Below are 25,968 nucleotides of genomic sequence, written 5' to 3'. Positions count from 1 at the left end.
TTCCCGGCAGCATGCCGGCGGCCGCCTTCGCGAAAAACGTTGGAAAAGAGTAGCGAGGGATGGATTTGAACCATCGATCTACGGGTTATGAGCCCGTCGGGATATCCTGACTACCCCACCTCGCTCTATTCTGGGCTTAGATATGTTGTAATGCGAAGAGATATAACTTTCGCACATCCGCCCGCGGGACCCGAATTTTGCTCTCAACTCATAAATACCTGAGCGGAATACACATCTGAGCATGGACGATGAACTCGAATCTTTGAGGAGGAGGAGGCTGGAGGAGATGGAGAAGTCCCTTGCGAAGAAGGGGGAGAAGGGCGGCGTCATGATCGTAACGGAGTCCCAGTTCCAGCAGATGCTCTCCCAGCACCCCCGCCTGGTGGTCGACTTCTGGGCGGAATGGTGCGGACCCTGCCGGATGGTCGGACCGACGATCGAGCAGCTCTCCCGGGAGTTCGCCGGAACGATCTCCTTCGGCAAGTGCAACACGGACGAGAATCCCCGCATCGCGACCCGCTTCGGGATCTCGGCGATTCCCACCATCATGCTCTTCTCCAGCGGGCAGCTGGTGGACCGGATCATCGGCGCATACCCCAAAGAGACCATCCGCTCCAGAATTCTCCGCGCATTCCGGCTTCCGGAATGAGAGGGGTCAGCGGGGAATCTCCCGGTTCATCTTTGCCGCCAGGATGAAGTCGTTCCGTGTCAGCCCCCCGCAGGTGTAGGTGTACCAGGAGACGTCCACGATCCGCCCCTGCCGCACGGAGATGTCCGGGTAGTGCCCCTCCTCCAGCGCGAGCAGCGCCAGCTCCTTCACGAACCGCAGGGCCTCCTGGAAATCCGGGAATGCAAACGAACGGAAAAGATAACCGTCCCGGAGCGCCCAGCCCGGCACCTCCCGCAGGAGAGCCAGGACCTCCTTCCGTGTCAGCGGGGGCACGCTGCCGTCCGGGGGCGTACACCTCTCCGTCTCCAGTGCCATGGAGAGAGTTCATCGCTCCAGAAATAAAAAGAGGATCGTCTCACAGCACCCCCGCATCTCTGCTGCTCTCCGCAGGCAGCAGGTGCCTCTCGGCGAGCAGCACGGCCAGCAGAGCCGTGAAGGATACGGGAAGCGCGATCACGAGGGGATCGACCATCGGCCAGGGCATCCCGAGCGGAAGGGGACCCCCGAAGAGCGCCTTCGCGACGATAAAGTCCGCGCTGATTGCCCTGTGGACGAACGCCGCCCAGAGGAACCATGCCGCCGCCCCGGCTGCCAGGCTCGCCTTGGCGGCCCGGGCAGACGGGCTCCTGCTGTAGAGCGCCATCGCGAAGGGCGGCAGGAAGGCCGCCGCACACAGGCCCATGAACATCGCCGTCGCCCGCGCGATGATGCTCCCCGGCATAACGTAGGCCAGGAGAATACTGACGACGATCATCAGCACGATCCCCTTCTGGCTCGCCCGGAGGGAGGGTTTACGGTCCCGGGTGTGCGTCCAGATGTCGTAGCCAACCGCCGTTCCCATGGTGTGGAAGAGCGACGAGAGCGTCGACATGGCGGCGGCAAGCAGGGCGAGCAGGAAGAGCACGACGAACAGGTCCGGCATCGCGGCGTTGATGAAGGCCGGAATGATCTTGTCGACGTTCCCGCCGCCCACCTCAAGGGCGATCATGCCGTTCTGCCGGTAGAAGTAGACGTTTGTCAGCGCCCCGACGGTGAAGGCGACGCCGGTCATCATCAGGATGAAGGGTCCGCCGATGAAGACGGCGCGGTTGAGGGAGCGGGTGTCCTTCACCGTCATGAACCGCACCACGAGCTGCGGCTGGGCGAGCACGCCGATGCCGACGCCGAGCACGATGGTGGTGACGAGCGTCAGCCAGATCGGGGATCCGAACGCGGGCATGCTGGTCCACCCGGTGTGTCCGCCGGCGGCCAGCGCCTCGGGGACGAGCGGGGTCATGGCAGTAAGAGCCGTGTGCGCCGCCGTCACGCCTCCGAGGAGGACGTACGTGAAGACGAGCAGGACGGTCATGCCGACGAGCATGATCGCCCCCTGCATCGCATCCGTGTACATCACGGCCAGCAGACCGCCTATCACCACGTACACGGCCACGATGGCGGCGAACCCCACCAGGGCCAGGTTGTAATCGATTTTCAGCGTCTCCTCGATGAACCGTGCCCCCCCGATGAGGATCGCAGCGGTGTAGAGCGGCATCGCCACCACGATGACGAGCGCGCTCGCGTACTGCATGAACGCGGAGTTGTAGCACTTCCCCATGAGATCGGGGAACGTGACCGCCTTCAGCCGCTGCCCGATCTCCCGCGTCCTCTTTCCGAATACGACGAAGGCGATGAATATGCCGATGCCGATGTTCAGCACGGTGAGCCAGAGCACCCCCATGCCGAGCTGTGCGGCGACCCCGCCGAAGCCGACGATCGCCGAGGTGCTGATGAACGTCGCGCCGTAGGAAAGGGCGAGCACTGCGGGGTGCACCTTCCTGCCCGCGACCATGTAGTCTTCCGCTTCCCGGGTGTGCCTGTACCCCAGGTAGCCCAGGACCAGGGTGATCAGGAGGTAGACGGTGGTGAGTGCGGCGAAGGTGAGGGTATCAACGGCCATCCTCGCTCCCCCCGTTGTGCCAGTTCAACAGCCCGTATACCATGCAGCCCAGGGCGAACCCGATGGCAAGCACATATGCAACCCAGATCTGTGGATCATCGATTCCTAACATGATGGATACCTGCCGTTCGTTTTGAATGACGAACAAAAGATGCGGGGAACCTGACGGAATTCAGGGTCCCCTAACTAAACGTAAAAGGAGCAAAGAGGAAATTTCTGGTTTGATGCGAGGATTCTTGCGCTGTGCCCATGATGGAATCCTAAAAAGAGGTAGGATTGCCGGTATTTATGCCTTTCTCAACCGTGCGGAGAGGGCGGGTCCGCCGTTCGGTTGCGGACGGCGCCCCGGAGCGCTCCGGATGCAGAATTCGGCCCTGCAGAAGGGATACCCGGCGGAAAGCGCCCCCGTTCCGCGGATCGTCCCCCCGGGGTTCGTGCACTGTGGGCATCCCCGGGGCAGGCAGCCTCTCCGAGCGTACGGCGGGGATGGGAGAAGGATCGCCTGTCATGGAGCAGGGTCCGCCCTCGATGCGGAATTGGACAGGGCCCAAACAGCAGATATTTATCGCCTCCGGCTTCCATGAGCTGCAGGGAGAAGGACGCAATGAAGGTCGTGGCTATCAACGGAAGCGCCCGGAAAGACGGGAATACCGCCCGTCTCATCCGATACGTGCTGGACGAACTGGAGAAGGAGGGCATAGAGACGGAGATGGTGCACCTGGCCGGCGAGACAGTCCGCGGCTGCACCGCCTGCATGGGCTGCGCCGCGAGCGGCGACGGACGCTGCACCATCGAGGACGACATCGTGAACGCCTGCATCGGGAAGATGCGCGAAGCGGACGGGATCATCCTGGGCTCGCCGACCTACTTCGCCGACGTCTCCTCCGAGATGAAGGCCCTGATCGACCGTGCGGGGTTCGTCGCGCGGGCGAACGGGGATATGTTCCAGCGGAAGGCGGGGGCTGCCGTGGTCGCCGTGCGGCGGGCGGGAGCGATACACGCCTTCGACACCATCAACCACTTCTTCCTCATCAGCCAGATGATCGTCGTAGGCTCCAGCTACTGGAATGTGGGGATCGGTCTGGCCCCGGGAGACGTCGAGCGGGATGCGGAGGGGATCGAGACGATGCGGACGCTCGGGAGGAACCTGGCCTGGATCCTCGGCAGGCTGCACCCCGGGGGCTGAACGGACGCCTTCCCGTCCGCCAGGGGGGGGGGAAACCAGACGCGCGGCTGCCCCATCAGATCGGGACCAGGCGGTACCTGCTCGTTCCCAGCCCGATCTCCTCGGCGTAACGGAGCTGGTGGCGTCCCTGCGTACACTCCCAGACACCCCGGAACTTGTCCCCACCGGGCTCGTGGTGGCGGTGCAGGAGGGAGTTCCGGAACCCGGGCTGCGCATTCACCAGGTCCGTGCTCGCCGCATCGATGGCGACGGGATCCCGTGAAGCCAGAACCCCGATGTCCGGAACGATGGGGGCATCGCTCCAGGGGACGCAGTCGCAGTCCGGGGTGATGCTGGTGAGGAAGTTGACGTAGCCCACCCGACCCCGCTTGTTCGCGACGGCGCCGAAGGCGTACTCCGCCATCCTCTCCATGAACGGCAGCAGGTCCACCTCCCAGTCGAACTCGATCGCGCCCGTGGGGCAGACGGTCATGCACTCGCCGCAGCCGATGCAGAGGGCGCGATCCACGACGGACGTTCCTCCCGGCAGGGATACCGCCGCCTGGGGGCAGACGTCCCCGCAGGCGCCGCAGCCCCCGCACCGCTCCTCCGCCACCTGGGCGCGGGCGCAGTGCATCTCCCTCTTGCCGGCGGGAGGTGCGCATCCCATGCCCAGATTCTTGATCGCGCCCCCGAAACCCGACTGCATGTGCGCCTTGAAGTGGGAGAGGACGATCATGCTGTCCGCGTCCAGGATGTCACCGGCGATGAGGACCTCCGGGAAGTGCTTCTTCCCGATGGGGACGGCTCTCGCGTGCCCGCCGGTCAGTCCATCCGCGACGATCACGGGGGCCCCGACAACGGCGTAGGCGAACCCGTGCTCGATCGCGGTCGTCAGGTGATCGACCGCGTTCGAGCGGCTGCCCGCATAAAGCGTACGCGTATCCGTCAGGAACGGTTTCGCCCCCGCCGCCTTGATCCGCTCCACCAGCGGGCGGACGAAGATCGGGTTGACAAACGAGTCGTTCCCCGCCTCCCCGAAGTGCATCTTTATCGCCGTCAGGTCGCCTCTCCTGACGATGCCCGGGAACCCGGCAGAGTCGAACAGCCTCTGGATCTTGCGGATCTTGTTCTCCTCCGCGCTCCGTGCACGGAGATCGGCGAAATAAACCTCGCTTTCCATCGCACCCCTCCTCCGGGATAAGGTCGGCGGACAACGTATAAGAACCATGGGCTGCGGGTGTGCGAGCCCGGGCCAGAGAGCCGGTAGGCATCGTCAACTCCGGCTCAGGCCCTGTTGCTGTGGCGGGATCCGCTATGCGTGGATAAGGGGGAGAGGCAGTGTTTCCCGCAGCACCATGGGCCCGTGGTAGACGGGCCTAGCATCGATAATCTCTACTCCGTGCCCGGATCCATCCCGCGCTTCCTGAATCTCCGGATGCTCTCTGGCCTCGGGTTGACCTTGCAGAGCGGGCGGGATCATGGAGATCCCGGATCGGGAGCCGGCCCTATCGTATGCGGAGTGAGGTCAAACGGGTAGATCTCCCGCTGCCGAGCCTCCTCGCCCATGGGAGGATCGACATACCGGGATGAGAGCAATCGGCCATATCTCACAGGTCGATGGGTCGCCCTTAAACCAGGCTGCTCCCCGGAGATAAGACGAGAAAGATCTGGTATCCTGTAAGAAGCCCCCGCGCCCCATCGTTGCGATAGGGCCTGATTGCGAAGAGCGGGAGACAACGGTGGGCCGGCATGTATCTGGATCGAATCCGGCGCTGCCGCTCGTCCTGCGCCATGGAGTGCAGGATACTTATTTGTACCGGGCTCGCCAAGACTGGTGGATGACAGGGGGGCTGCTCTGCAGGATCGGACTGCACCGCTGGGGGCGGAAACGCGGCTACGACCAGTTCTCCTCGAGCGTGATCGAGTGGCAGCAGCGGTGCGAGCGGTGCGGAGAGGTCAGACGCTGGGTGGAGACGAAAAAACCCCGATGATCGGGGCTGTTCCTGCGAACCATTAAATATCCGCATGCAGGATACGGGCAGGGGTCGCTCTCCATGCCCTACACCTGGAAGAACCGCTACGATGTGGACGAGACGGTGCTCGTCATACAGAATACGCTGGAAAGGGGACAGGGAGTTCCCGCGTGGCTGAAAAAGACGGTCCGGTCAGCCCTCTCCCGGGCTGACCCGGAGCTGACGCAGTACTTCTTCGGGGAGCTCGACCGGTTCGCGCCCGGCGCGGAGGCGGAGTTCAGGGAATCCTGATCCCTTCGCGGGAATCTCCCGCCTCTCCCGGTTCCGGTACCGAGTGCTTACCGCGGATCTAGACCGCAACCGCCTTTCTCATCCGCCACCACGCGAGAAGGAACATGATGGCAGCGAATGCGAGCACGGCCAGGAAGGAGACAAGGACGTCGGTCAGGGTGAACGCGTAGTGAATCCCCAGGGCATAGAAGTCGCTTCCGATGGCAAAGTAGCGGATGCCGTTGATGAGGTACGTCAGCGGGTTGAACAGGGAGACCACCTCCAGGAACGCCGGGAAGGATTCGATCGGGTAGAGGGCGTTGCTGGCGAAGAAGATGGGCAGGGAGAGGAGGGTGATCACCCCCTGCAGCCCCTCGGGGGTCTCCATGGTGACGGCGATGGCGGACGAGAGGAAGAGAAAGCCCAGGGAGAAGAGACCCACGAATACGAGGATGCCGACGAGGGAGATCAGGGTATCCCCCGGGGAGTAGCCCGAGAAGAACTCGACCCCGAGCAGCAGACCGAACACGGTGAGGACGAAGACCTGGATGAACGATTTCGTCATCCCGGAGAGTCCGATCCCGATGATGATATCGTTCCGCGGCAGCGGGCTCGCCAGGATCTCCCGCATCAGCCCCCAGTTCTTGTCGAATAGCAGGATGATCCCCCCGTACAGGCTGGTGAAGAGCGTGGTCATGGCGATCATGCCCGCCCCCATGTAGGTCAGGTAGGTGACCGAGTGGGCGCCGGGGGGCAGGGGGACGTCGGCGGTGAAGCGGCTGAAGTTGCTCGACATAGCGATGCCAAAGAACGCCATCCAGAGCGCGGGCTGCACCAGGGACGTCACGATCAGGGCCTTGAACCGGAAGTAGCGGAGCATGTCGCGCCAGTAGATGGTGAGGAACCGCATCTCCATATGAAATCTCCCCCATCAGGATCCAGGATACGCCTGTTCGGCCTCCCGCAGGGCTTTCCCGGTATGGTGAACGAAGACGTCGTCCATGGACGGCTTTTTCAGGTTGACCACGGAGACGCCGATCCCGTTCTCGAGGAGAATCTCCATGATGCGGGGGAGTATCCGCGTGCCATCCGCCGTGAGCGTGACGCTGATGCCCTGGCGTCTCACGGCGGCGCTCCGCACGCCGTCGACGACACGGAGAAGTTCCACGGCCCGGCGGTCGCTGTCCGTCTCGAGGTAGATCATGTCCTCTCCGAGGGCGTTCTTCAGCTCCAGGGGCGAGCCGGTGACGACGATCCGCCCGCGGTCGATGAGGCTGATGCGGTCGCTCAGGTGGTCCGCTTCGTCCATGTAGTGCGTCGTCAGGAAGATCGTGGTCCCCTCCCGGTTCACCTGCTCGATGTAGTCCCAGGTCCTGAGGCGCGTCTGCGGATCGAGCCCGAGCGTCGGTTCGTCCAGGAACAGGATGCGGGGGCGGGTCATCAGACCCCGGGCGATCTCGAGACGCCGCTTCATCCCGCCGCTCAGGTGCTTGGTGAGGGTGTCCCGCTTCCCCTCGAGTTCCACCAGGCGGAGGAGCTCGCCGATGCGCCGTCTCCGCTCCTCCCGCGGCATGCCGTACAGCCTCCCGTGAAACTCCAGGATCTCCCGCACAGTCATGTCCCGGTCCAGGGTCAGCTCCTGGAAGACGATGCCGATCGACTGCCGCACCGCCTCCGCCTCCCGGGCGACATCGTAGCCGGCGACCCGGACCTCCCCCTTCTGCAGCGGCAGGAGCGTGGTCAGCACGTTGATCGTCGTGCTCTTCCCCGCTCCGTTGGGGCCCAGGAGAGAGAATATCTCCCCTTCCCGAACGCTGAAGGTGATGCCGTCCACCGCCTTGAACTCCCCGAACCAGTGCTCCAGATCCCTGACCTCGATGATGCTGCCGTTCATCTACCGCGGCCGCCTCCGTTCCTCCCCGTTCAGGTATATCCCGTTCTTGTACCTGGCATATATACGTATGCCGATCCCGGCAGATGTGTGCGCCACAGACGCCCCCCCGGCTCCCCGGTTTCGATCGGAGCGAGGAGGGAGATTCGGGGGATCGGACGCTGCGAACGTGCACGATGCATCCTCGGGTATTCGCGTGTGGACGGAGCATCCACGGGGAAGATGCCGCGCGAGAGGGACCCCCTGTCGTGTGACAGGGCCGGGAAAGGAAGGGGCCGGGCGGTCGATGGTGGATCTTGAGGGGGTCTGAGACATTCCCGAGCGGCGCCGCCATGCGCGAGCGACCCGGATGGACGCGCCCTCCTTCGCCGCCCGCTGCACTCGTTCCCGATAGTCCGCCGCCGGGAGGAGCTGGAGCGACGCAAAGAGGTGGTATCGGGCCGGAACGCACGCGGACCCGCCATTCCCGCATGAGTTCGAATAATATCGTAGTTATGCGTGATTTTTTAAGATCGGACGGAGATTTTCCGGTATGCTTGCCAGATATCCGCTCCTCCTGTGCGTCCTGTTTATTCTCGCGGCAGGATGCGCCGGCATCCCTGCGTCATCGTCGGAGAACGCGCTGCCGCCTCTCTCGGGAGGGGGGCTGGACTTCCTGTCCGACAGGACACAGGAGGGCGGACAGGCCTCGTCGGCGCTGCCAGAACGGGAGTCGGGCGGCGGTGCGTCCACGGGCACGCTCGAGAGCCAGAAGATCGTCCGCACCGCCCGGATCCATCTGGAGGTGCAGGATGTCCCGGCGGCGGTCTCGGCGCTCGAGGATGCTGCTCGGGAAGGCGGGGGCTACATTGCATCCTCGTCCCTGCGGCGGGACTCCTCGGATCGCAGCTACGCCGAGGTGGTGCTCCGCGTGCCAGCCGGAGGATACAGCCGCCTTGTAGAGGAGATTCCGCCCCTCGGGAAGGTGCTCTCGCGGGAGGAGCGGGGGCAGGACGTGACCGAGGAGTATATCGACCTTCAGGCGCGAAAGAGGGCGCTGGACTGCCAGCTGGAGCAGTACCAGCGGATCATGCTGAAGGCGGAGAGGGTCGAGGATGTCCTGAAGGTTCAGACCGAGATCGAGCGCGTCCAGGTCGAGATCGAACGGGTTGCCGGAAGGCTGCGCTACCTGAACGACCGCATCGATCTCGCCACCATCACGGTCTCCCTCGCCGAACCGGTTCCCGTGGGCGAAGGTGTCAGGCACGATTTCGCCGCCACGCTCAACACCGGCATTCTCGGATTCTTCTGGACGATCGACCTCATCGTCGTCCTCTTCTTCGCCCTGCTGCCCCTTCTGGTGCTCGGGGGCGGAGCGCTGGTCGTTTACCGATGGTGGCGAAGAAGGCAGGTGCCCATCCCCTGAGGGTCCCCTCCGGAACGCTGCATGCCCCGGTATGCCGGTGCACGAGCCGCCTGCCTCCATCCCCGCTAAACCCCCGCCAGGGGCAGCCCGGAGAGGGCGATCTCGCCATTGGACGTCCGCAGCGTGATCACCCCGTCTCCGCTGCCGGAGGTGCCCCGCAGGTGCGTGTCCGTCCGCTCCTCCGTCTCGAGCGAGATCCCCTGAACCCGAATCCTCCCATTCGAGGTGTCCGCCACGATGGTCGCGTTCAGATCCGCCGCGAGGGCGGCGCGGATCCGCCCGTTGCTCGTCCGCAGGGAGATATCCCCGGGAATAGCCCGGATCTCCGCGGCTATCTCCCCGTTCGAGGTCGCGATATTTCCCGTGATGGATGCATTCCGGACCGTGACGCGTCCATTGCTCGTTCTCGCCTGGACGGATCCGAGGATGTCGCGGATCTCGATCCCCCCGTTGCTGGTGCGGGCATCGACGTCCCCCGAGATGTTCCGCATCAGGATCCTGCCGTTCGACGTGGCGGCGCCTGTGTGCGCGGACACGCCCTCGACCTGGACTTCGCCGTTCGAGGTGTCGATGCGGATGGATGCGATTTGGGGAGGTACCCGGATCTCGTAGGTCACCGACACCCGGGCCGGAGGCTGGGGATGAAGGGTCCGGATCGTCAGTCCGTCGCCCGCATCCACCGATATGCTGACCTTGTCCAGCTCTCCCTGCCCGAACCGGGTTGCCTTCACGGCATGCACCGCACCGATACGAACGGCTGATCCCATCCGGCGACCCGAACCGCTCCGTTGAGATTCTCGACGTCCAGCCTCTGCATCCCATCGACCGGGTACGCCTGGTCGGACTCCTCCGTCACCAGCGGGCCCGGGATGCCCCGGGGGAAGGTGCACCCGGATGCGACCAGGGCTGCCGCCAGGAGAAGAAGCAGTACGGGCACGTACCTGATGCTCATGGCTTCACCGCGTTCCCCGGGCGGATGCCCTTCCATCCACGGGGCCGAAATCCGTCTCCGGATGCCGGTTGAGCGTCTCTGCCGCAGGCGCGTCGCGATGATCGGGGCGGTCGGCGTCTCCTGCCATGACACCCTCCTGCGGCTGCCATGCCGCGTTCTCGTCTTCATGTTCGCATCAGGATGCCCCGGAAGGTGATAAAGGCTCCGATCTCCGTGGCAGCGGCGCATACGAGGATGCTGCCGGTTCCGATCCCACGCGGGGGGACACCGGCGCCGTTACGGTGGCGTCTGTGACGACCGGGGAGCCGGGGATGGCGAATCCCGCTCCGACCTCCTTGCCGCAGGGGAGAGCGTGCACCCGCGGGGACCGCCCGGTCTTTCCCACCCCCGATCGAGAGCGAACGGGGCAGAGGCGGTCTCCCGGCAGGCGGCAAGCGCCGCGAGCGGAATAGCGACGAGCACGGCATCGTCCGCGGCGGCGAACCCCGGTACGGCCGTACTCTCTCCCCCGGGATGGAGAGCCGCTGGCGGCATCGCCCACCACCGCGGCCAGCCCGAACAGCGCAATCACCGGAAGGGCGGGGCTCCGAATGCCGCCCGTGAATCCCCGCATTCGCTCCGGGGGGAATGAGATCGCCGCAGGATCCCCAGAGAAATATCTTCGCGCCTATCCCGAATGGTCCGCCCGGGGCGGATCTCGAACCGGACGCAGATCAGACGTATCATCCTCCGCCCTCTCCCCGGTCGCACCCGGGGTGGATCGTCCGGCAGCCACGTCGTGCCGGCGCGAAAGGGAGGGGGGCCAAACTCCCCCCCCGTATCTTCGGGCACCGATTCGGCTGCTCTCCAGCAGCCGCACTGCCTTCCGTCCGCTGCACGCGCGTCGACCCCGTCACGTCCGGTTTCGCCTATCGCGCCGGAGGAGGGGCGGGCCGGGAGAGGGAGTGCACCCCCCTCCCCGCCTGCCCGGCAGATGGAGGTCAGCATCCGGATCGCACCGTCCGCAGCGCCGTTGTCGGAGAACCTGCAGCATCCTGCCGCCAGAAAAGATACGCCGGGGAGGAGATTTGAACTCCTGAGGTGCCGAGCACCAGTAGCTTTCGAGGCTACCGCCTTTCCGGACTAGACTACCCCGGCATGGAACAGAGCAGGACCCCTCTCAACGGCCTCCGAGATCGCCGCCGGAGAGATGACGCGGCCAGCCTCCCGCGTCCGCGGCGAGCGCGTCACAGGAATCCCCGGGTATATTGGTTAAAAAAGATGATGAATGTTATCCCTTCGGGGCAGAGGGGGTAGCGGGTTTCTCCCGCTTCTGGGAGACCATCATGTCGTCCACGCGGATCAGCATCATGGATGCCTCCGTCGCGCTCTGGATCGCCTGCGTCTTGACCCGCAGCGGCTCCAGCACTCCCGATTTCCGCATGTTCTCGATCTTGCCCGTGTACACGTTCAGGCCTGCATGCTTGTCGCCCCGGGCATGTGCGGTGCGGAGCTCCACCACCTTGTCGATGGGGTTGTACCCCGAGTTCTCCGCGAGCTGCTTGGGGATGCTCTCGAACGCGCTGGCAAATGCCTCGATCGCGATCTGCGCCCGCCCGCCCACGGTCGTGGCATAGTCGCGGAGTTTCAGGAAGAGCTCGCTCTCCACGGCGCCGCCCCCGACCACGAACTTGCCGTCCTCCAGGGCGTCGATGACGACCCGGACGCCATCGTATACCGCCCGCTCCAGCTCGTCGATCAGCACCTGGGTGCTGCCCCAGAGCATGATGGTGACTGCTTTCGGATTCTGGCAGCCCGAGATCTTCACGAGCTCCGCATCCTCGAGCTCCTCGACGAGATCCGCGGTCCCCAGATCCTCCGGGCGGAGTTCCTCGGGTTTGTTGACGATGTTGGCGCAGAGAGCCCGTGCAGCGTACTTCATGTCCTTCTCGGGGATGTCCTGCACGGCGAAGACGCCGCTCTTTCCGAGGTAGTAGGCGACCGCGTCGTCGATGCCCTTCTGGCAGAGGACGACGTTCGCACCGCTCCCGATGATGCGGTCCGCCATCTTCTTGAGCGTCTCCCGCTCCTGAGCCCCGAACGCCGCCATCTGATCCGCGGACTTGATCCGGATCTTCGCCTTCACCTGGCCCTTCACGATCTCGAGAGGCGTCGAGATGAGGGCGACGCGGGCGTCTCTCACCTTCTGCGGCATCTGGTCCAGCATCCGGGTCTTGTCGATGATGATGCCGCGGACCAGCTCGGCGTCATCCATGGTCTCCCCGGTGTGCTTCTTGATCATCACGTTCTCCTCGTCGACCGTGATCTTCCCATCCACATCCTCTGCGACCGTCTTGACCGCATCCACGACGATGCTGTTGAGTTTCTCCTTTACGGCCTCGATCGCCTTGCCGGTCATGGCGGTGCTGGCAAGCTTGAGGAGCGTCTCCCGGTCGTCCGGCTCAACGGCGATTGCCAGGTCCTGGAGAACCTCCATCGCCCTGTCCATCCCCATGCGGTATCCCTGGGCGATGATCGTGGGGTGAATTCCCTGGTAGAGCATCCTCTCCGCCTCTTCCATCAGGACACCCACCAGGATGCACGCGGTCGTGGTGCCGTCACCGACCTCGTCGTCCTGGGTCTCCGCGACCTCGACGACCATCTTGGCCCCCGGGTGCTGGACAGAGAGCTCATGCAGGATGGTCGCTCCGTCGTTCGTGACCACGACATCCCCGGTGGAACTGACAAGCATCTTGTCCATGCCCCGCGGACCGAGCGTCGAGCGGACGGCAGCCGAGATGGCCCGCGCTGCCATGATATTGGACCGCTGCGCCTCGTGCCCGCGAGTGCGCTCCACGTTCTCCTTCAAAATAATTACGGGTTGACCAGCAAGCATACAGAATTCCTCCTGGTATCTTACAAATGGAATTATACTTCTATATAAACAAATCTATTGGTGATCGGGATCGGAACCCTAGTCCAACCGGGATATCCTGAACAGCGTGAAGACAGGCACTCCTTCAATCTCGCGGATGCCGCGCTTGTCGAACAGCACCCAGATGGCGACGGGGATGGCGCCATGCCTGCGGAGATACCCCACGACCTCTGCGAGGGTCTTCCCCGAGGTGATCACGTCATCGACGACGATGCACCGCTCGCCGGTGACGGATGCGAAGTTGCCGCTGATCGAGCCGACTGGATTCTCGCTTGCGCTGTGTTTGGCAGGATAGTACACGCCGAGACGGGCATCCGCATGCAGCGCGATGACCGTCGCCAGCGGCACGCCGGACAGGGCGATCCCCACGATCACATCCGCCTCCGACCCTTCCCCCTCTGCCCCGCGGCGTTCCGCATCGGTTGCGGCATTCGCGTACCGCTCCATCAGCATGCAGGCGGCCATGCTCAGCAGGGAGGCATCGGACGCCACGGCGGTCCAGTCGATGTGGACGTCCTTGGGCACCTCGCCCCCTTTCTGCTGCGTGAGCAGCCAGGTCACCGTCTCCATGGAGAGCGAGAGCTCATCGGCGATCTGGCTCGGGCTGTGACCTTCCAGATGGAGAAGCCGCGATTTCTCGATCAGCTCGTCGAGCGTTGACATGAACTGAGGTATCCAGCATGCTATTTAACCTTTCTTTTCAGAACCGAGCCGCATATCGGGCATACTCCCTCTTCCCGGAAGTAGCGCCCGCACCCCGTGCAGCGGAACCTCCATCGCAGGTGCCGGGCTGCCCGCTGCTGGATCGGGCGCACGGCGACACCCAGGGTGCGGGCGACGTTCTGCACGGCGAAGTCGTCCGTGCAGAGCACGCCGCCGGTCTCGAGGGCGAGGGCCAGGATATCGCGATCGGGCGGGGAGAGGACTCCCGCATCCCCGCTGCGGACGGCGGCATCCGCAACGGCTGCCAGGGCAGCGGGGGAGGGATCCCGCACCTGGAGCCCCTCGGCGAGCATCCGCTCGAGGCGAAGCCTCGAACCGATATCCCGGATCTCCCCGACAACGGAGGGCGCGGTGACGCGTGCCTCGCCGGAAGGGGGCAGATCCCGGAAGAAGGCCGACGCGTCCAGCACCACGGTCATGCGCTGAACGCCACCCCCTCCTCGCGGCGGATCTCGATCGGAAGCCCGAACTGCTCCAGCAGCCAGACCATGGTCTCGGCGTGCCGGGACAGATCCGATGCCGTGTATGCGCCCCCAAACTCCGCGAGATAGATGAGCAGCTGATCGGACAGGTGCAGGTCCACCGATCCTCCCCCCTCCCTGCTCCCGAGCAGGCTCCGGGCTGCCATCCTTCCCACCTCCTCTGCCGGGAGGCCGCGCCTCCCGAGGGCGCAGGCGCCGTGCCAGCCGGACCAGACCGTGCAGGAGCTGCCCGTACTCGGGCCGCTCCCCCTCTCCAGCCGGATCTCGATCCCTTCCCCCAGAACCGGGCGGAGAACCTGCTCCGCAGCCCGGGCCTGGCGTTCCGTCACATGGTCCGGCAGGTTCGAAGAGCAGGAGACGATCCCCCTTGACGGGGGGACGGATCGCGGTTCCATGCGGAGGGGAGATAGGATCGAAGGCGCCACGGAGACACGCACTTCTCCCCCGCCTCGCGGATAGTACCCCCGCCTCCGGACGGCGACCTCGATCCTCGCCCCGAAGGTGCGCAGCGCACGGCAGAAGACATGCTCGAAATAATCCACCGTCGGGCTTCGATCCACCTCCGTCCCGCCGGTCAGGGTGATGCACCCCCCGACCTTCAGGGCAGGGGGGACGTATGCCTGGAGCACCAGCGGGATCGCCCCTGCCGTGCCGATATCGACGACGATATCCCGCGGCTCCAGCCTCCCCGGAGAGAACGTGATCTCCCGGCTGCCCGGAGAGACGCCCCTGCATTCTGCGGAGCAGATCCGGGCGACGGCCCGAACCGCCGCGATGTGCTGCGGGGCCAGGCCGGGTCGGGGGCGGTTCTCCCGGATCCGGGTGATCCGCACGGGAGTGGCGGTCACTGCCGAGAGGGCGACGGCAGAGCGCAGGAGCTGCCCGCCTCCCTCCAGATACGATCCGTCGATCGTCAGCATCCCCGAATTCCGGCGGCGATGCAGGAGGCTGCGCTGAAGAGGCTGCTGCCGCACTCGATGGTGTCGCTCGCCGCCACCGACTCGATCCCCACGCTCTTCAGGCGCCCGTAGGCGCCGCCGGCGAAGACACCGTGCACGCAGACGGCGTGAACCGCCCGGGCGCCCTTCTCCAGCAGCTTCGTCGCGGCGGTTGCCAGCGTTCCCCCGGTGGAGATGATATCGTCCACGATGACCACGGTGCGGGAGGCGACATCGATGGTGACCGGCTGCATGCGCACCTCGTCGCCGGAGATGCGGACCTTCTGCAGGTAGTCGGAGTCCCAGCCGCCGACCGCCGCCACATCGGCGGCGAAGGCGGCGGCACCCCTGTCCGGGGCGAGAATGAGGGGGTTGTCTGTGTCCATGCCCCGGATGTAAGCGCCGATGTCGGGGGCCAGGGAGAGGTTTCTGGCCGTCGTGCCGAAGTAGGCGAGTATCGCCTCCTTGTGGAGGTTGACCGTGAACACCCGCCGCACGCCGGGGGAGAGCGCCCGCGCGATGGCCCGTGCGCTCACCGGCTCGCCGCGCTGGAACCGCCGGTCCTGGCGGGCGTAGCCCATGTAGGGGATCACCAGGTCGATCTCCGACCCCTCGCAGGCGTCGATGAGCAGGAGAAGCTGCACCAGGGCGTCGCTGTCCGCCACGCTGCCCACCACGACGGTCTCGTCGCCGAGCTCCCCCACCTGGAGGTACTGCTCCCCGTCCGGGAACCGCGAGAACCGGGCATCCACTATCTCCACCCGCAGCTGCTCCGCAATCCTGCCCGCAAGGACCTGAGAGGCCTCTATTCCGACCACCTTCATGCGATCACCAGTATGCTGAAAGTACTTAAACCCGCAAGAATAAATATATAAGTACCTTGGGGGAAAAGAGGTTAATTCTACAATGGAACTGACAAATATCCAGATTAATCATGACAACGACCTGTTCGGGGGGCTCGAACTCGACACCTCCTCCGAGATCGAGGTGCCTCCCAAGCTGATCGACCAGGTGATCGGCCAGGAGCACGCGGTGGAGGTGATCAAGAAGGCGGCGACCCAGAGACGGCATGTGATGATGATCGGGAGCCCGGGAACCGGCAAGTCCATGCTGGCCAAGGCGATGGCCGAGCTGCTGCCCAAGGAGGAGCTGCAGGACATCCTGGTCTATCCCAACTACGAGGACAACAACAACCCGATCATCCGCACGGTCGCCGCGGGGAGGGGCAAGCAGATCGTGGCGGCGCACAAGGCAGAGGCGCGCCGCCGCCTGCAGATGCGCAACACGCTCCTCATGCTCCTCCTGATGGGCATTATCGGTTACGCGTTCATCACGTACCAGTGGCTGATGGGCATCATCGCCGCTGCATTCGTGTTCATGGCCCTGCGCTACACGACGCCGAGGGAGGAGCAGATGGTCCCGAAGCTGCTGGTCTCCAACGACGCCACCGTATCGGCGCCGTTCATCGACGCCACGGGATCGCATGCGGGGGCGCTCCTCGGCGACGTGCGGCACGATCCCTTCCAGAGCGGGGGTCTGGAGACCCCGTCGCACGACCGCGTGGAGGCCGGGGCGATCCACCGCGCTCACGGGGGGGTGCTCTTCATCGACGAGATCAACACCCTGACACCGCACTCCCAGCAGAACCTCCTGACGGCGCTGCAGGAAGGGGAGTTTCCCATCACGGGCCAGTCCGAGCGGTCCAGCGGGGCCATGGTGCGGACCGAGGCGGTGCCCTGCAGGTTCGTCATGGTCGCCGCCGGCAACATCGACGCGATGCAGGGGATGCACCCGGCGCTCCGCTCCCGTATCCGGGGGTACGGCTACGAGGTCTACATGAAGGAGACCATGGAGGACACGCCGGAGAACCGCCGCAAGTTCATCCGCTTCATCGCGCAGGAGGTGAAGAAGGACGGGCGGATCCCGCACTTCGACAGGAGCGCCATCGAGGAGATGCTGCGGGAGGCGCACCGCCGCTCCAACCGCAAGGGGCACCTCACCCTCAAGCTGCGGGACATGGGCGGGCTCATCCGCGTCGCGGGCGATCTGGCCCGCCAGCAGGGCGCCCAGGTGACGACCGCCGCCCACGTGATCGCGGCCAAGGCGATGGCCCGCTCCATCGAGGAGCAGATCTCCGACGATTACATCAAGCGGAGCCGCGACTACGAGCTCACGGTGATCGACGGCACCCGGGTCGGGCGCGTGAACGGTCTCGCCGTCATGGGAACGGACAGCGGCTCCGTGCTCCCGATCATGGCGGAGGTGACACCGATCCAGGGCGCCAGCGGCAGCGTGATCGCCACGGGCATGCTGAAGGAGATCGCCCAGGAGTCCATCAAGAACGTGAGCGCAATCATCAAGAAGTTCACCGGGAAGGACATCAAGAACATGGACATCCACATCCAGTTTATCGGGACGTACGGAGGGATCGAGGGCGATTCCGCTTCCATCAGCGTCGCGACGGCGGTCATCAGCGCGATCGAGTCGATCCCCGTCCGCCAGGACCTGGCGATGACAGGGTCCCTCTCGGTCCGCGGGGACGTGCTTCCGGTGGGCGGTGTCACCTACAAGATCGAGGCGGCGGCGAAGGCGGGCATCAAGAAGGTGCTGATCCCGAGCGCCAACGTGGACGATGTGCTGATCGAGGACCGCTACCGGGAGATGGTCGAGATCGTGCCGGTGTCCAGCATCCAGGATGTCCTCACGCACGCCCTCGTGCCCGAGAACACGGAGGGGTTCCTCTCCAAACTCCGCAAGCTGGCGGCCCAGCCGACGTCGCGGATCCTGGAGAGCCCCATCACACGCCCGACGGTTTAATGTCCATGCAGGGCTTCCGCTACCACGACATCCGCCACGTGAAGGGGGAGACGACACAGATCGATGTCGACAACGGCGTGATCGAGTCCGCCGGCACCTCCTTTTTCGATAGGGCCGTTCTCCGCGTCCTGGGGCCCCGGGGCTGGGGCGCGGTGACGATCGACAACTTCTCCGGGCTCTCGGCGTCCGAACTCGACCGGATCCTCGCGGATGCCGGCGACCTGGCTGCAATCACAGAAGAGGCAGTCGATCTCGCCGAGGTTTCACGGACACCCATTCCGGTCCCTGCCGGCGGAGAGGACCCGGCGGACGTGGATCTCGCGGAGAAGACCGCACTCCTCCTCTCCATCGAGCGGGCGGCGCGGCTTCCGGGCATCGTGAACACACGCGGCAACTACATCGAGCGGAGGGAGGAGGTCGCCTACCGCGACAGCGCCGGCAACGAGGGGTCCTACACGCTGACGCGGAACGGCTTCTCCATCCTTGCCGTGGCCGGGGCGCGCGGGATCGTCCAGATGGCCCGCGATCGGCGGCACACGATCGGCGGGTTCAGCCTGCGGCACCAGGAGGAGATCGGGCGGAAGACCGCGGAGATCGCCGTCGCGCTCCTGGACGCGAAGCCCGCCCGCGGGGGGCGCATGCGGGCCGTCCTGGATCCGGAGCTGGCCGGCGTATTCGCCCACGAGGCGGTCGGGCATGCCAGCGAGGGCGATCTCGTGCGGGAGGGCAACTCCGTCCTCCGGGGGCGGATCGGCGAACGGATCGGGAGTGCCGGCCTGACCATCGTGGACGATCCCGGCCTCCCCGAGTTCGGGTTCGAGCCGTTCGATGCGGAGGGCGTCTCGGTGCGGCGGACAGAGATGATCCGGGACGGCGTGCTCTCCTCCTACCTCCACAGCCGCGAGACGCTCGCGGCGGTGGGGAACGGGATCCCCGGCCACGCCCGGGCGGAGGCGGGGGACATCCCCCTGGTGCGGATGTCGAACACCTTCATCGAGAACGGCGACCTTTCCCTGGACGAGCTCCTGGAGCGGTGCGGGCAGGGGGTGCTGCTGAAGGGCTCCCGGGGCGGGCAGGTGGATCCCGGCAGGGGCGTCTTCCAGTTCAACGCGGAGTACGGCTACCTGATCGAGAACGGCGAGATCTCCCGCATGGTGCGGGATGTCTCCCTCTCGGGCGAGATCCTCTCAACGCTGCACAGCATCGCCGGCATCGGCAACGATCGCGCGATGCATCCGGGTTACTGCGGCAAGGGCGGACAGACCGTACCGGTGAGCGACGGCAGCCCGCACATACTTCTCGCGGATGCGGTGGTGGGTGGCAGTGGACTGGATTGACGAGATCCTCGATGAGGGGCGGCGGCACGCCGACGAGGTGGAGGTCTACTACACGGAAGGGGAATCCGTGACCGCAGAACTGAAGCGGGACGTCCTCGGGGTGGCCACGAAGTCCAGGGATCGGGGTCTCGGGATCCGCACCATTCGGGATGGGCGGATCGGGGCCTCCAGCACAAACGACCTCCGCCGCTGGCGGGAGTGCCTGGACGCCGCCCTGGCGGCCGGGCGGCTGGCGAGCCCCCAGGAGTGGCACGGGCTCCCAGGCCCGCTGCGGATCGAGCGCGAGGCGCCCACCTTCGACCCCTCCCTGATTCCGGATCCGATGGTCGCGAAGGGGCTGGTGGACGGGATGCTCCGGGGAGCGTCCCTTCATCCGGTGGAGGTGACGGGGGGTTCTGCAGGAATATCCCGCACCACGGTCACGCTCGCCAACAGCCGGGGGATCCGCTACCGGAACACCTGGACGCACCTGCGGATCTCCCTGGAGACCATCCGGGAGCAGTCCACGGGATCCGAGTTCGACAACTCCGCCTTCATGGACGTGGACGCGGAGAAGGTCGGCGAGAGGGCGGCATTCCTGGCAGCGGCGTCCGTCGGCGGGGTGGAGGTGGAGAGCGGCGACTACGATCTGATCCTCTCGCCGGTCGCCGCCGCCCAGCTGATCGGCATGGTTCTCGTACCGGCGCTGTCGGGCCGGAACGTGCACGCCGGGCGGTCCCGGCTGGCAGGCAGGATCGGGGAGCGCGTCCTGGACGAGGGGATCTCCGTCTGCGACGACCCGTTCGCCCGCGGTCTCGGGAGCACCTCCTGGGACGCCGAGGGAGTGCCGGCGCGAAGGCTGGAGTTCATCGCGGACGGCGTCCTGCAGGGGTTCGCCTACGACCTGAAGACCGCCTACCGCTACGGGAAGCAGAGCACGGCGAGCGCGGTCCGCGGAGGGTATGGCGGAGCGCCCTCCATCGGCGTGCACAACCTGATCGTGGACGGCGAACGGTCGGATATCGGCGACGACCGGGCGATCTACGTCCACGACGTGGTCGGCGCCCACACGGCGAACACCCTCTCGGGCGACTTCTCCGTCGAGCTCTCCAACCCCTTCTGGATGGAGGGCGGCGAGTACGGAGAGCCGATCAAAAAGGCGATGTTCGCCGGCAATGTCTTCGAGATGCTCTCCTCGATCGGGGGGCTGGGGAGGGAATCCCGCGTGGTCGGCCCCATGATCCTGCCCGCCATGCGGCTGCACAAGCAGCGGATCATTGGCTGACAGAGGCACTGGTCGGGCCGCACGTGCCCCAATCGGGCTTCTCCTGTCAGGGATCCCGGGGCTGGCCCGGTGTTGCCCTGCCAGGTCCGATCAGATCCGGATCTCGACATCCGCCCTGTAGTTCCTGACGTCCGGAGGGGCTGCGATGAACTCCTCCAGCTCCGAACTCGCGGTCTGGAAGATCCCCCGGCGAGAGGCATTGAGCGCCTCCTCGTCCTCCCAGAGCGTGATGATCACGGCGGCGTCGGGATCGTCCAGAGCAAATAAGTCCAGACTCCCGCGGTACCCCTTCAAAGCACGGGCGTCATCTGCAATCTTCCTGTCCAGCAGATCGAAGGCCTCTTCCCGCCTGCCCTTCTTGAACCTCCATGCAGACATCCTTGCGACAACCATTTCGATCGGAGGCAGGGGGAGGGATGAGAGTTAATAAAGTTTCCGCAGATCGGCTTGAAAATCTCGCGATCCCCCCAGGGGTTCGGTGCGAGCAGGCGCGAATCCGGCACGAGCATCGGGATCGCTCCTCCTCCGGGGTCGGTCGAAGAGAATCTGCATCCAGGAGCGATATCGGTCAGCAGGGCAGGGATACAGTGTCCCCGTTCGCCGTATTGCGATAGGCGGCATGAGAAGGGGGGGGATCGTTTGCTGCTGCTGTCCAACCTGAGTCCATGTTCAGGGAAGTGTCCGGGAAGCCCAGACCGAGATCGAACCGGCCCTCCGGACCCGAGATCGGATAACCCCAGATTACCGGGAAAAGGGGCCGTCTCACCGCAGGATACCTGAAAATTTAACCTTCTGCAGTGGCAGCAGGGCGATGTGCGTTTTGATAAAGTATATCTCGATCCCCTCCGATAATCGAATTGGATCGTGCCCGCACCCCTGATGAGAGGTTCGGGAATGGCTGCTCCAGCGATCCGGGGGCAGGACGTATGGCAATAATCGAAGGTATTTTAACGCTTCTTGTCGCGATCGCCATCGCAGTCGTGCTGTACTGGCTCTTCAAACGCGGAGTCGCGCTGATCGTCAACGCGATCGTCGGGATCGTGATCCTGTTCCTGATCAATCTCCTCGACCTGATGCGCATCTTCGGACAGCCGGATATCCCCATCAACTGGCTCACGGTGCTCATCAGCGCGATAGGCGGGCTTGTGGGAGTGCTGATCATCGTGCTCCTGCACATCGTCGGAATATCGCTCGCGGTGTAGTTGCGCAGCGGAACCGGCACGATAGGGTTAAATAACAGCGGAGCCCCCAACCTATTGGGGTGATCGAATGTGCAGTGTCGGCGGACCCATGGACGTTGAGTACAACGAGCGCGTGAAGGGCAGGGATTACCGCTGCAGGGAGTGCGGCGAGCGGTTCAAAGGGGTCGGAAGAAGGCCCGTATGCCCCAGCTGTCAGTCGGACAACGTCGAAGCGGAATGAAGCATCCGCTAGCGGATGATCTCCTCCTCGTCGAAGGAGAATCCTCTTTTCTTCTGATTGGACGGGCGGGGAGCGGGTTTCCCCTCTACATCGAGAGCTGCGAGCGCGAATACTGCGAAGCCGTGCATCCGGACGATCTGGTCGTGGTCTCCGCACCCGAGGGGGGGGCCATCGAGCCGGCGGCGATGCTCTTAACACTCATACGCCGCTACCATCTCCCCCTCGTCATCCTCCCGAAAGAGCATCCCGGGTCCTCCCGGCTGAAACTCGTCGTGGCGGTCGGACCCGAGATCCAGCTCTCCTGCGGCATCCGGCGGGGCACGCACCCCGAGCAGCACCTTCTCTGCTCATCGGATGAGCTCTCGGGCATCCGTCTGGGGGGGGAGGAGGGAGCAGTCGTGCTGGAGAACACGCCTCCCCATATCCGGATCCGCCGCCTGGACGGCGGCGGGCTCCGCACCGCATGAGGATCTGCCGCGGAGCGCCCCCGCTGACGGGAGAGGCCGCAGGTCCCGCGGACAGATTATATTCGATAGATTTTATAATAAACTCTCTATTGCAATTTTTTTATGGAAGGGGAACAGGGTGAACGGGATTTTCCCCATCGTCTTGACCTTAAATAAAATAAAAACAAATATATGGATACTTTTCTCCAGATATTGGTATGCTGTGAGAGGAGGGTTGGATGAAAATTGAGGTTTTAAAGAGCATAAAACAGTCTGAGGAAGAGTATAACACGCTCATTCAGGAAGCGAAGGCCGAAAGGGAGCAGAAACTTTCCGCTGCCAGACTGGAGGCCGAGCATCTGATCGCCAAAGCGCATGCCGAAGCCGAGGAGTACCGGAAGAGGCGGCTCTCCGATGCTCGAGAAGAAGCGGCGAGGAGACGGGCGGAAGCGATCAAGGAGGGGGACGCGCGGGCCGGGTCCCTTCGCAGCAAAGGCATGAAAAACCTCGACAGGGCGGTCGCACTGCTGACGGCGCGTTTCGAGGAGCAGTTCCATGCTAAAGCCTAGGAAGATGAGCCGGCTGCTCATCGTCGCCTCGAAGGAGCAGATGGCTCCCATCATCCGCGAGGTCTACTCCCACCGCATCTTCCACATCAAGGATCACGTGGAGGAGAAGGGCGGAGAGTTCGCGGAGCTCTCCATCGGGAAGCCCCTTCCGGGCGCGAGCGAGGCGTCGGAACGGCTGGTGAAGATCCGCTCCATCGAGAGCATCGTCGGTGTGAACCCGGAGGATCTGCAGCCGAAAAGACGCCACTCCGTGCAGGAGCTCCGGGCGGCAATCGACCGCGATCTCGCACGGATCGCCGACGAGGTCGAGGGGCTTCTCCAGGAGCGCTCGGGGCTCGAGGCGGAGCTGCGGGATCGCGAGCAGCAGATGAAGGAGCTCGAACCTTTTGCAGCCGTACCGATTCCCCTCGAACTCTACCGCGGCTATGCGACGCTCGCCGTCTTCACCGGCAGGGTTCCCCGGGACGTGAACATCGACGTCCCCCACGAGAAGTACTTCTCGGCGCGGAAAGAGGGCAACTTCATCGCGCTGTTCGTACCGAAGGAGCACCAGAGTGCTGCAGAGCAGGCGCTCCTGGCCGCCGGCTTCGCGCCGCTGCCCGTCCCGAAGGGCGAGGGCATGCCGGAGCGCCTCCTGGACGCTCACCGGCAGGAGATCTCCCGGATCACCGCCGGGATCGCTCGGGTCGAGGAGCGCCTCCAGCGGATCAGGACGGAGCAGATGGAGTTCCTGGCAGCATCGGAGGAGATCCTCACAGCGGATGTGGAGCAGGCGTCCGCCCCGCTGCGGTTCGCCACGACAGACCAGGCGTTCATCGCGGAGGGATGGGTTCCCACCGAGGAGGTCCCGCGCCTGAAGTCCGGCATATCCCTGGCGACGGACGGGAGGGTCTACATATCCGATCATCCTGTCGGAATGCACGATCCCGCACCGGTGGAGTATGACAATTCCCGGTTTGCGCAGCCGGCGCAGGCTCTGATCGATCTCTACTCCCGCCCGCGCTACAACGAACTCGACCCGACGCTGCTCGTCGCCATCATCTTCCCGATCTTCTTCGGGCTGATCCTGGGTGACGTCGGCTACGGGGCGATCCTGCTTGTGGTTGCGCTCGCGCTGCGCAGGTTCCTGACATCCCCGGAGGGCAGGCGATTGATCACCGTACTCCTGTACGCCAGTATCACCAGCATCATCTTCGGGGTACTCTTCTCCGAGTTCTTCGGCTTCGCGATACCAGGGCTGGAACCGATACTTCCCTCGAGGCATCTCTCGATCGGCGCCGAGGCGCATGGCGCGGGCCCGGATCTGACGGGTCTTCTCATGCTGGTGATATGGATAGGCATTCTCCAGATCACGCTCGGACGGTCCCTGAACACGTACATCCAGTATCACCACCACGGGACTCGGGGTCTCACCGGACAGGTCGGGTGGATCGCCGTGATGTGGGGCATTCTCGTCATTCTCTGGTCGCTGTTCCCCCTGCCGATGATGCCGGACCTGACCGCGTCTCCGCCCGTGGTCATGGGCCTTTCCCTTCCCGGCATCGTCGGCGCCGTGCTTCTCGTGCTGGGTGTCGTCGGGATCGCGATGGAATCCGCGCTCGAGATCGTAGAGCTGCCCACGATCATCAGCCATACGCTCTCCTATGCACGTCTGGCTGCCGTCGGGCTGTCTTCGGTTGCGATCGCGATGGTCGTGAACCTCATCGCGATCGGGATGATCATCGAGCCGCAGCTCGAAAATCTCTCAGCTGCAGGAATCGTGTTCATCATTCTCGGGGTTGTCGTCCTCGTCATCGGGCACCTGGGGAATACCGCCCTCGGGCTCATCGGAGGGGGACTGCAGTCCCTCAGATTGCAGTATGTCGAATTCTTCACCAAGTTCTACCGCGGTGGAGGCATCAAATACAACCCGTTTGGATTACTAAGACGATTTACGGAGGATTGAAACATGGCAGTAGAAGGCATGACAGTTGAAATGATTGAGGCATCGCAGGCAGGAATGGTTGCGCTCGGAGCAGGGCTCGCCGTAGGGCTCACGGGACTCGCCACCGCCATTGCAGAGTACAGCATCGGTTCCGCAGCTGTCGGGGCAACCGCCGAGAACAAGGACCTGTTCGGTCTCGTGCTCATCCTGACCGTCATTCCAGAGACCATCGTCATCTTCGGGCTCGTGGTTGCACTGCTGATGCTGTTCTGAGACGGAGCGAGCGATGGGACTAGAAGCTGTCGTCAGCGACATCCGACAGAAAGGCAGGCAGGAAGCTGAGGCGATTCGAAGCAGGACCCAGCGGGATGTCAGCGATATCCTTCAGGCAGCCCAGGCGCAGGTGGAGGCAATCAAACTCGAGACCGAACGCGAGGTCAGGGAGCAGACGGCCCGCATCGTCGATCTGGAGGTCTCTTCCGCCAATCTCGTGGTCAAACGCCAGATCCTGAACACGCAGAAGGAGCTGCTGGACCAGGTGTACCGGCAGGCGCTCAGCGCTGTCGGAAACCTCCCCGAATCCTTCCACCGCGAAGCGCTGAAGAAGCTGCTCGCGCAGGTCGTGCGGGAGATCCCGCAGGGTGTGGTCCGCGTGAACAGCCGGGATCGCTCCACGGCACAGCAGCTGCTGGCCGGGGATCCGGCTCTCGCCGGCTACCGCCTGGGAGATCCCGTGGATATCGAAGGGGGCATCATCGTGGAGAGCGCAGGCGGGGATATCAAGGTGGATCTCAGCTATCGAACGTTCCTCGACCGGATCTGGGAATCCGGGTTGAAGGAAGCCTCGGACATCCTGTTCGGCTAGAG

General features: G+C 64.5%; 29 protein-coding genes and 2 tRNA genes. 15 read left to right on the top strand and 16 right to left on the bottom strand.

What is annotated here, in order from left to right:
• Window positions 1-50: 50 nt before the first annotated feature.
• Window positions 51-125, bottom strand: a tRNA-Met gene (locus tag QMC96_08130).
• A 116-nt stretch (window positions 126-241) separates the two neighbouring features.
• On the opposite strand from QMC96_08130, the gene trxA reads away from it, so the two are divergent.
• The gene (gene trxA / locus QMC96_08125) at window positions 242-649 is read left to right on the top strand and encodes a thioredoxin (protein ID MDI6876721.1); all 408 of its coding nucleotides are present in this window, start codon (window positions 242-244) and stop codon (window positions 647-649) included.
• Window positions 650-655: 6 nt separating this feature from the next.
• On the opposite strand, the gene QMC96_08120 is transcribed toward trxA, so the two are convergent.
• The 3 genes from QMC96_08120 to QMC96_08110 are packed head-to-tail and all read right to left on the bottom strand — an operon-like array spanning window position 656 to window position 2,718.
• Entirely contained in the window at window positions 656-985 is a 330-nt protein-coding gene (locus QMC96_08120) for a 4a-hydroxytetrahydrobiopterin dehydratase (GenBank protein ID MDI6876720.1), read from the bottom strand.
• A gap of 40 nt (window positions 986-1,025) precedes the next feature.
• Entirely contained in the window at window positions 1,026-2,606 is a 1,581-nt protein-coding gene (locus QMC96_08115) for a sodium:solute symporter family protein (protein MDI6876719.1), read from the bottom strand.
• Window positions 2,596-2,718: a hypothetical protein gene (locus QMC96_08110; protein MDI6876718.1), complete on the bottom strand. Its 123-nt coding sequence runs from the start codon at window positions 2,716-2,718 to the stop codon at window positions 2,596-2,598. Before QMC96_08110 ends, QMC96_08115 begins: the two co-directional genes overlap by 11 nt.
• 492 nt (window positions 2,719-3,210) lie before the next feature.
• On the opposite strand from QMC96_08110, the gene QMC96_08105 reads away from it, so the two are divergent.
• Window positions 3,211-3,792, top strand: a complete 582-nt coding sequence (locus QMC96_08105; GenBank protein ID MDI6876717.1) for a flavodoxin family protein — start codon at window positions 3,211-3,213, stop codon at window positions 3,790-3,792.
• 55 nt (window positions 3,793-3,847) lie between these two features.
• Here the strand turns inward: QMC96_08105 and QMC96_08100 are convergent, their stop codons facing one another.
• On the bottom strand, window positions 3,848-4,954 hold the full coding sequence (locus tag QMC96_08100; protein ID MDI6876716.1) for a DUF362 domain-containing protein: 1,107 nt from the start codon (window positions 4,952-4,954) through the stop codon (window positions 3,848-3,850).
• Between the two features lie 658 nt (window positions 4,955-5,612).
• Here QMC96_08100 and QMC96_08095 point away from each other — a divergent pair.
• Window positions 5,613-5,765, top strand: a complete 153-nt coding sequence (locus tag QMC96_08095; protein MDI6876715.1) for a hypothetical protein — start codon at window positions 5,613-5,615, stop codon at window positions 5,763-5,765.
• Window positions 5,766-5,828: 63 nt separating this feature from the next.
• Complete coding sequence (locus tag QMC96_08090) at window positions 5,829-6,038, top strand: hypothetical protein (protein ID MDI6876714.1); 210 nt, start codon at window positions 5,829-5,831, stop codon at window positions 6,036-6,038.
• A 58-nt stretch (window positions 6,039-6,096) separates the two neighbouring features.
• Here QMC96_08090 and QMC96_08085 read toward each other — a convergent pair whose 3' ends face one another.
• Window positions 6,097-6,933 carry an ABC transporter permease gene (locus QMC96_08085; GenBank protein MDI6876713.1) on the bottom strand — a complete coding sequence of 279 codons (837 nt, stop codon included), beginning with the start codon at window positions 6,931-6,933 and terminating at the stop codon, window positions 6,097-6,099.
• A gap of 15 nt (window positions 6,934-6,948) precedes the next feature.
• Window positions 6,949-7,911 carry an ATP-binding cassette domain-containing protein gene (locus tag QMC96_08080; GenBank protein ID MDI6876712.1) on the bottom strand — a complete coding sequence of 321 codons (963 nt, stop codon included), beginning with the start codon at window positions 7,909-7,911 and terminating at the stop codon, window positions 6,949-6,951.
• A gap of 529 nt (window positions 7,912-8,440) precedes the next feature.
• Here QMC96_08080 and QMC96_08075 point away from each other — a divergent pair.
• Entirely contained in the window at window positions 8,441-9,313 is an 873-nt protein-coding gene (locus tag QMC96_08075; protein MDI6876711.1) for a DUF4349 domain-containing protein, read from the top strand.
• Between the two features lie 65 nt (window positions 9,314-9,378).
• Here the strand turns inward: QMC96_08075 and QMC96_08070 are convergent, their stop codons facing one another.
• The 8 genes from QMC96_08070 to QMC96_08035 form a co-directional block, all read right to left on the bottom strand.
• On the bottom strand, window positions 9,379-10,044 hold the full coding sequence (locus tag QMC96_08070; protein ID MDI6876710.1) for a DUF4097 family beta strand repeat-containing protein: 666 nt from the start codon (window positions 10,042-10,044) through the stop codon (window positions 9,379-9,381).
• Window positions 10,041-10,433, bottom strand: coding sequence for a hypothetical protein (locus tag QMC96_08065; protein MDI6876709.1), 393 nt, complete (start codon window positions 10,431-10,433; stop codon window positions 10,041-10,043). The genes QMC96_08070 and QMC96_08065 overlap by 4 nt, the downstream gene beginning before the upstream one ends.
• 884 nt (window positions 10,434-11,317) lie before the next feature.
• Window positions 11,318-11,402 (bottom strand) — tRNA-Ser (locus QMC96_08060).
• Window positions 11,403-11,535: 133 nt separating this feature from the next.
• Window positions 11,536-13,140 (bottom strand): thermosome subunit alpha, encoded by a 1,605-nt coding sequence (gene thsA, locus QMC96_08055; protein ID MDI6876708.1) that lies wholly within the window; start codon window positions 13,138-13,140, stop codon window positions 11,536-11,538.
• Window positions 13,141-13,218: 78 nt separating this feature from the next.
• On the bottom strand, window positions 13,219-13,842 hold the full coding sequence (locus QMC96_08050; protein ID MDI6876707.1) for an orotate phosphoribosyltransferase-like protein: 624 nt from the start codon (window positions 13,840-13,842) through the stop codon (window positions 13,219-13,221).
• Between the two features lie 20 nt (window positions 13,843-13,862).
• Window positions 13,863-14,321 carry a nucleotide-binding protein gene (locus QMC96_08045; GenBank protein ID MDI6876706.1) on the bottom strand — a complete coding sequence of 153 codons (459 nt, stop codon included), beginning with the start codon at window positions 14,319-14,321 and terminating at the stop codon, window positions 13,863-13,865.
• A complete protein-coding gene (gene rtcA / locus QMC96_08040; GenBank protein MDI6876705.1) occupies window positions 14,318-15,304 on the bottom strand; it encodes an RNA 3'-terminal phosphate cyclase in 987 nt (328 codons plus the stop codon). The genes QMC96_08045 and rtcA overlap by 4 nt, the downstream gene beginning before the upstream one ends.
• Window positions 15,298-16,146: a ribose-phosphate diphosphokinase gene (locus QMC96_08035; protein ID MDI6876704.1), complete on the bottom strand. Its 849-nt coding sequence runs from the start codon at window positions 16,144-16,146 to the stop codon at window positions 15,298-15,300. The genes rtcA and QMC96_08035 overlap by 7 nt, the downstream gene beginning before the upstream one ends.
• 82 nt (window positions 16,147-16,228) lie before the next feature.
• Between QMC96_08035 and lonB the strand changes: the two genes are divergently transcribed.
• From lonB to QMC96_08020, 3 genes are read left to right on the top strand one after another with little or no spacing between them, the layout of a single operon-like run.
• A complete protein-coding gene (lonB, locus tag QMC96_08030) occupies window positions 16,229-18,139 on the top strand; it encodes an ATP-dependent protease LonB (GenBank protein MDI6876703.1) in 1,911 nt (636 codons plus the stop codon).
• A gap of 5 nt (window positions 18,140-18,144) precedes the next feature.
• Window positions 18,145-19,476: a TldD/PmbA family protein gene (locus tag QMC96_08025; protein ID MDI6876702.1), complete on the top strand. Its 1,332-nt coding sequence runs from the start codon at window positions 18,145-18,147 to the stop codon at window positions 19,474-19,476.
• The gene (locus tag QMC96_08020; GenBank protein ID MDI6876701.1) at window positions 19,445-20,740 is read left to right on the top strand and encodes a TldD/PmbA family protein; all 1,296 of its coding nucleotides are present in this window, start codon (window positions 19,445-19,447) and stop codon (window positions 20,738-20,740) included. The genes QMC96_08025 and QMC96_08020 overlap by 32 nt, the downstream gene beginning before the upstream one ends.
• A gap of 90 nt (window positions 20,741-20,830) precedes the next feature.
• Here QMC96_08020 and QMC96_08015 read toward each other — a convergent pair whose 3' ends face one another.
• Complete coding sequence (locus QMC96_08015; GenBank protein ID MDI6876700.1) at window positions 20,831-21,133, bottom strand: hypothetical protein; 303 nt, start codon at window positions 21,131-21,133, stop codon at window positions 20,831-20,833.
• 533 nt (window positions 21,134-21,666) lie between these two features.
• Here QMC96_08015 and QMC96_08010 point away from each other — a divergent pair.
• The 7 genes from QMC96_08010 (at window position 21,667) to QMC96_07980 (ending at window position 25,966) form a co-directional block, all read left to right on the top strand.
• Window positions 21,667-21,942, top strand: coding sequence for a pro-sigmaK processing inhibitor BofA family protein (locus tag QMC96_08010; GenBank protein ID MDI6876699.1), 276 nt, complete (start codon window positions 21,667-21,669; stop codon window positions 21,940-21,942).
• A 67-nt stretch (window positions 21,943-22,009) separates the two neighbouring features.
• Window positions 22,010-22,162, top strand: a complete 153-nt coding sequence (locus QMC96_08005) for a hypothetical protein (GenBank protein ID MDI6876698.1) — start codon at window positions 22,010-22,012, stop codon at window positions 22,160-22,162.
• Window positions 22,159-22,629: an alpha/beta hydrolase gene (locus tag QMC96_08000; protein MDI6876697.1), complete on the top strand. Its 471-nt coding sequence runs from the start codon at window positions 22,159-22,161 to the stop codon at window positions 22,627-22,629. Before QMC96_08005 ends, QMC96_08000 begins: the two co-directional genes overlap by 4 nt.
• A gap of 218 nt (window positions 22,630-22,847) precedes the next feature.
• A complete protein-coding gene (locus tag QMC96_07995; GenBank protein MDI6876696.1) occupies window positions 22,848-23,177 on the top strand; it encodes a V-type ATPase subunit subunit G family protein in 330 nt (109 codons plus the stop codon).
• Window positions 23,164-25,122, top strand: coding sequence for a V-type ATP synthase subunit I (locus QMC96_07990; protein ID MDI6876695.1), 1,959 nt, complete (start codon window positions 23,164-23,166; stop codon window positions 25,120-25,122). Before QMC96_07995 ends, QMC96_07990 begins: the two co-directional genes overlap by 14 nt.
• Window positions 25,123-25,125: 3 nt before the next feature.
• Window positions 25,126-25,374, top strand: coding sequence for an ATPase (locus tag QMC96_07985; GenBank protein MDI6876694.1), 249 nt, complete (start codon window positions 25,126-25,128; stop codon window positions 25,372-25,374).
• Window positions 25,375-25,387: 13 nt separating this feature from the next.
• Window positions 25,388-25,966, top strand: a complete 579-nt coding sequence (locus QMC96_07980) for a V-type ATP synthase subunit E family protein (GenBank protein MDI6876693.1) — start codon at window positions 25,388-25,390, stop codon at window positions 25,964-25,966.
• Window positions 25,967-25,968: the final 2 nt, after the last annotated feature.

The sequence above is a fragment of the Methanomicrobiales archaeon genome, assembly GCA_030019205.1.
Lineage (GTDB): Archaea > Halobacteriota > Methanomicrobia > Methanomicrobiales > JACTUA01 > JASEFH01.
The sequence above is the reverse complement of the archived record's forward strand: the minus strand, read 5'-3'. Positions and strand labels throughout refer to the sequence as shown.

What these genes read in the sequence shown, in the direction of transcription:
- QMC96_07995 (MDI6876696.1), top strand. Translation starts at nt 22,848, where the DNA reads ATGAAAATTGAGGTTTTAAAGAGCATAAAACAGTCTGAGGAAGAGTAT.
- QMC96_08015 (MDI6876700.1), bottom strand. Translation starts at nt 21,133, where the DNA reads ATGGTTGTCGCAAGGATGTCTGCATGGAGGTTCAAGAAGGGCAGGCGG.
- QMC96_08045 (MDI6876706.1), bottom strand. Translation starts at nt 14,321, where the DNA reads ATGACCGTGGTGCTGGACGCGTCGGCCTTCTTCCGGGATCTGCCCCCT.
- QMC96_08020 (MDI6876701.1), top strand. Translation starts at nt 19,445, where the DNA reads ATGCGGTGGTGGGTGGCAGTGGACTGGATTGACGAGATCCTCGATGAG.
- QMC96_08095 (MDI6876715.1), top strand. Translation starts at nt 5,613, where the DNA reads ATGACAGGGGGGCTGCTCTGCAGGATCGGACTGCACCGCTGGGGGCGG.
- rtcA (MDI6876705.1), bottom strand. Translation starts at nt 15,304, where the DNA reads ATGCTGACGATCGACGGATCGTATCTGGAGGGAGGCGGGCAGCTCCTG.
- QMC96_07985 (MDI6876694.1), top strand. Translation starts at nt 25,126, where the DNA reads ATGGCAGTAGAAGGCATGACAGTTGAAATGATTGAGGCATCGCAGGCA.
- lonB (MDI6876703.1), top strand. Translation starts at nt 16,229, where the DNA reads ATGGAACTGACAAATATCCAGATTAATCATGACAACGACCTGTTCGGG.
- QMC96_08050 (MDI6876707.1), bottom strand. Translation starts at nt 13,842, where the DNA reads ATGTCAACGCTCGACGAGCTGATCGAGAAATCGCGGCTTCTCCATCTG.
- QMC96_08080 (MDI6876712.1), bottom strand. Translation starts at nt 7,911, where the DNA reads ATGAACGGCAGCATCATCGAGGTCAGGGATCTGGAGCACTGGTTCGGG.
- QMC96_07980 (MDI6876693.1), top strand. Translation starts at nt 25,388, where the DNA reads ATGGGACTAGAAGCTGTCGTCAGCGACATCCGACAGAAAGGCAGGCAG.
- QMC96_08110 (MDI6876718.1), bottom strand. Translation starts at nt 2,718, where the DNA reads ATGTTAGGAATCGATGATCCACAGATCTGGGTTGCATATGTGCTTGCC.
- QMC96_08120 (MDI6876720.1), bottom strand. Translation starts at nt 985, where the DNA reads ATGGCACTGGAGACGGAGAGGTGTACGCCCCCGGACGGCAGCGTGCCC.
- QMC96_08035 (MDI6876704.1), bottom strand. Translation starts at nt 16,146, where the DNA reads ATGAAGGTGGTCGGAATAGAGGCCTCTCAGGTCCTTGCGGGCAGGATT.
- QMC96_08005 (MDI6876698.1), top strand. Translation starts at nt 22,010, where the DNA reads ATGTGCAGTGTCGGCGGACCCATGGACGTTGAGTACAACGAGCGCGTG.
- QMC96_08000 (MDI6876697.1), top strand. Translation starts at nt 22,159, where the DNA reads ATGAAGCATCCGCTAGCGGATGATCTCCTCCTCGTCGAAGGAGAATCC.
- trxA (MDI6876721.1), top strand. Translation starts at nt 242, where the DNA reads ATGGACGATGAACTCGAATCTTTGAGGAGGAGGAGGCTGGAGGAGATG.
- QMC96_07990 (MDI6876695.1), top strand. Translation starts at nt 23,164, where the DNA reads ATGCTAAAGCCTAGGAAGATGAGCCGGCTGCTCATCGTCGCCTCGAAG.
- QMC96_08085 (MDI6876713.1), bottom strand. Translation starts at nt 6,933, where the DNA reads ATGGAGATGCGGTTCCTCACCATCTACTGGCGCGACATGCTCCGCTAC.
- QMC96_08090 (MDI6876714.1), top strand. Translation starts at nt 5,829, where the DNA reads ATGCCCTACACCTGGAAGAACCGCTACGATGTGGACGAGACGGTGCTC.
- QMC96_08105 (MDI6876717.1), top strand. Translation starts at nt 3,211, where the DNA reads ATGAAGGTCGTGGCTATCAACGGAAGCGCCCGGAAAGACGGGAATACC.
- thsA (MDI6876708.1), bottom strand. Translation starts at nt 13,140, where the DNA reads ATGCTTGCTGGTCAACCCGTAATTATTTTGAAGGAGAACGTGGAGCGC.
- QMC96_08115 (MDI6876719.1), bottom strand. Translation starts at nt 2,606, where the DNA reads ATGGCCGTTGATACCCTCACCTTCGCCGCACTCACCACCGTCTACCTC.
- QMC96_08075 (MDI6876711.1), top strand. Translation starts at nt 8,441, where the DNA reads ATGCTTGCCAGATATCCGCTCCTCCTGTGCGTCCTGTTTATTCTCGCG.
- QMC96_08065 (MDI6876709.1), bottom strand. Translation starts at nt 10,433, where the DNA reads ATGAAGACGAGAACGCGGCATGGCAGCCGCAGGAGGGTGTCATGGCAG.
- QMC96_08100 (MDI6876716.1), bottom strand. Translation starts at nt 4,954, where the DNA reads ATGGAAAGCGAGGTTTATTTCGCCGATCTCCGTGCACGGAGCGCGGAG.
- QMC96_08025 (MDI6876702.1), top strand. Translation starts at nt 18,145, where the DNA reads ATGCAGGGCTTCCGCTACCACGACATCCGCCACGTGAAGGGGGAGACG.
- QMC96_08010 (MDI6876699.1), top strand. Translation starts at nt 21,667, where the DNA reads ATGGCAATAATCGAAGGTATTTTAACGCTTCTTGTCGCGATCGCCATC.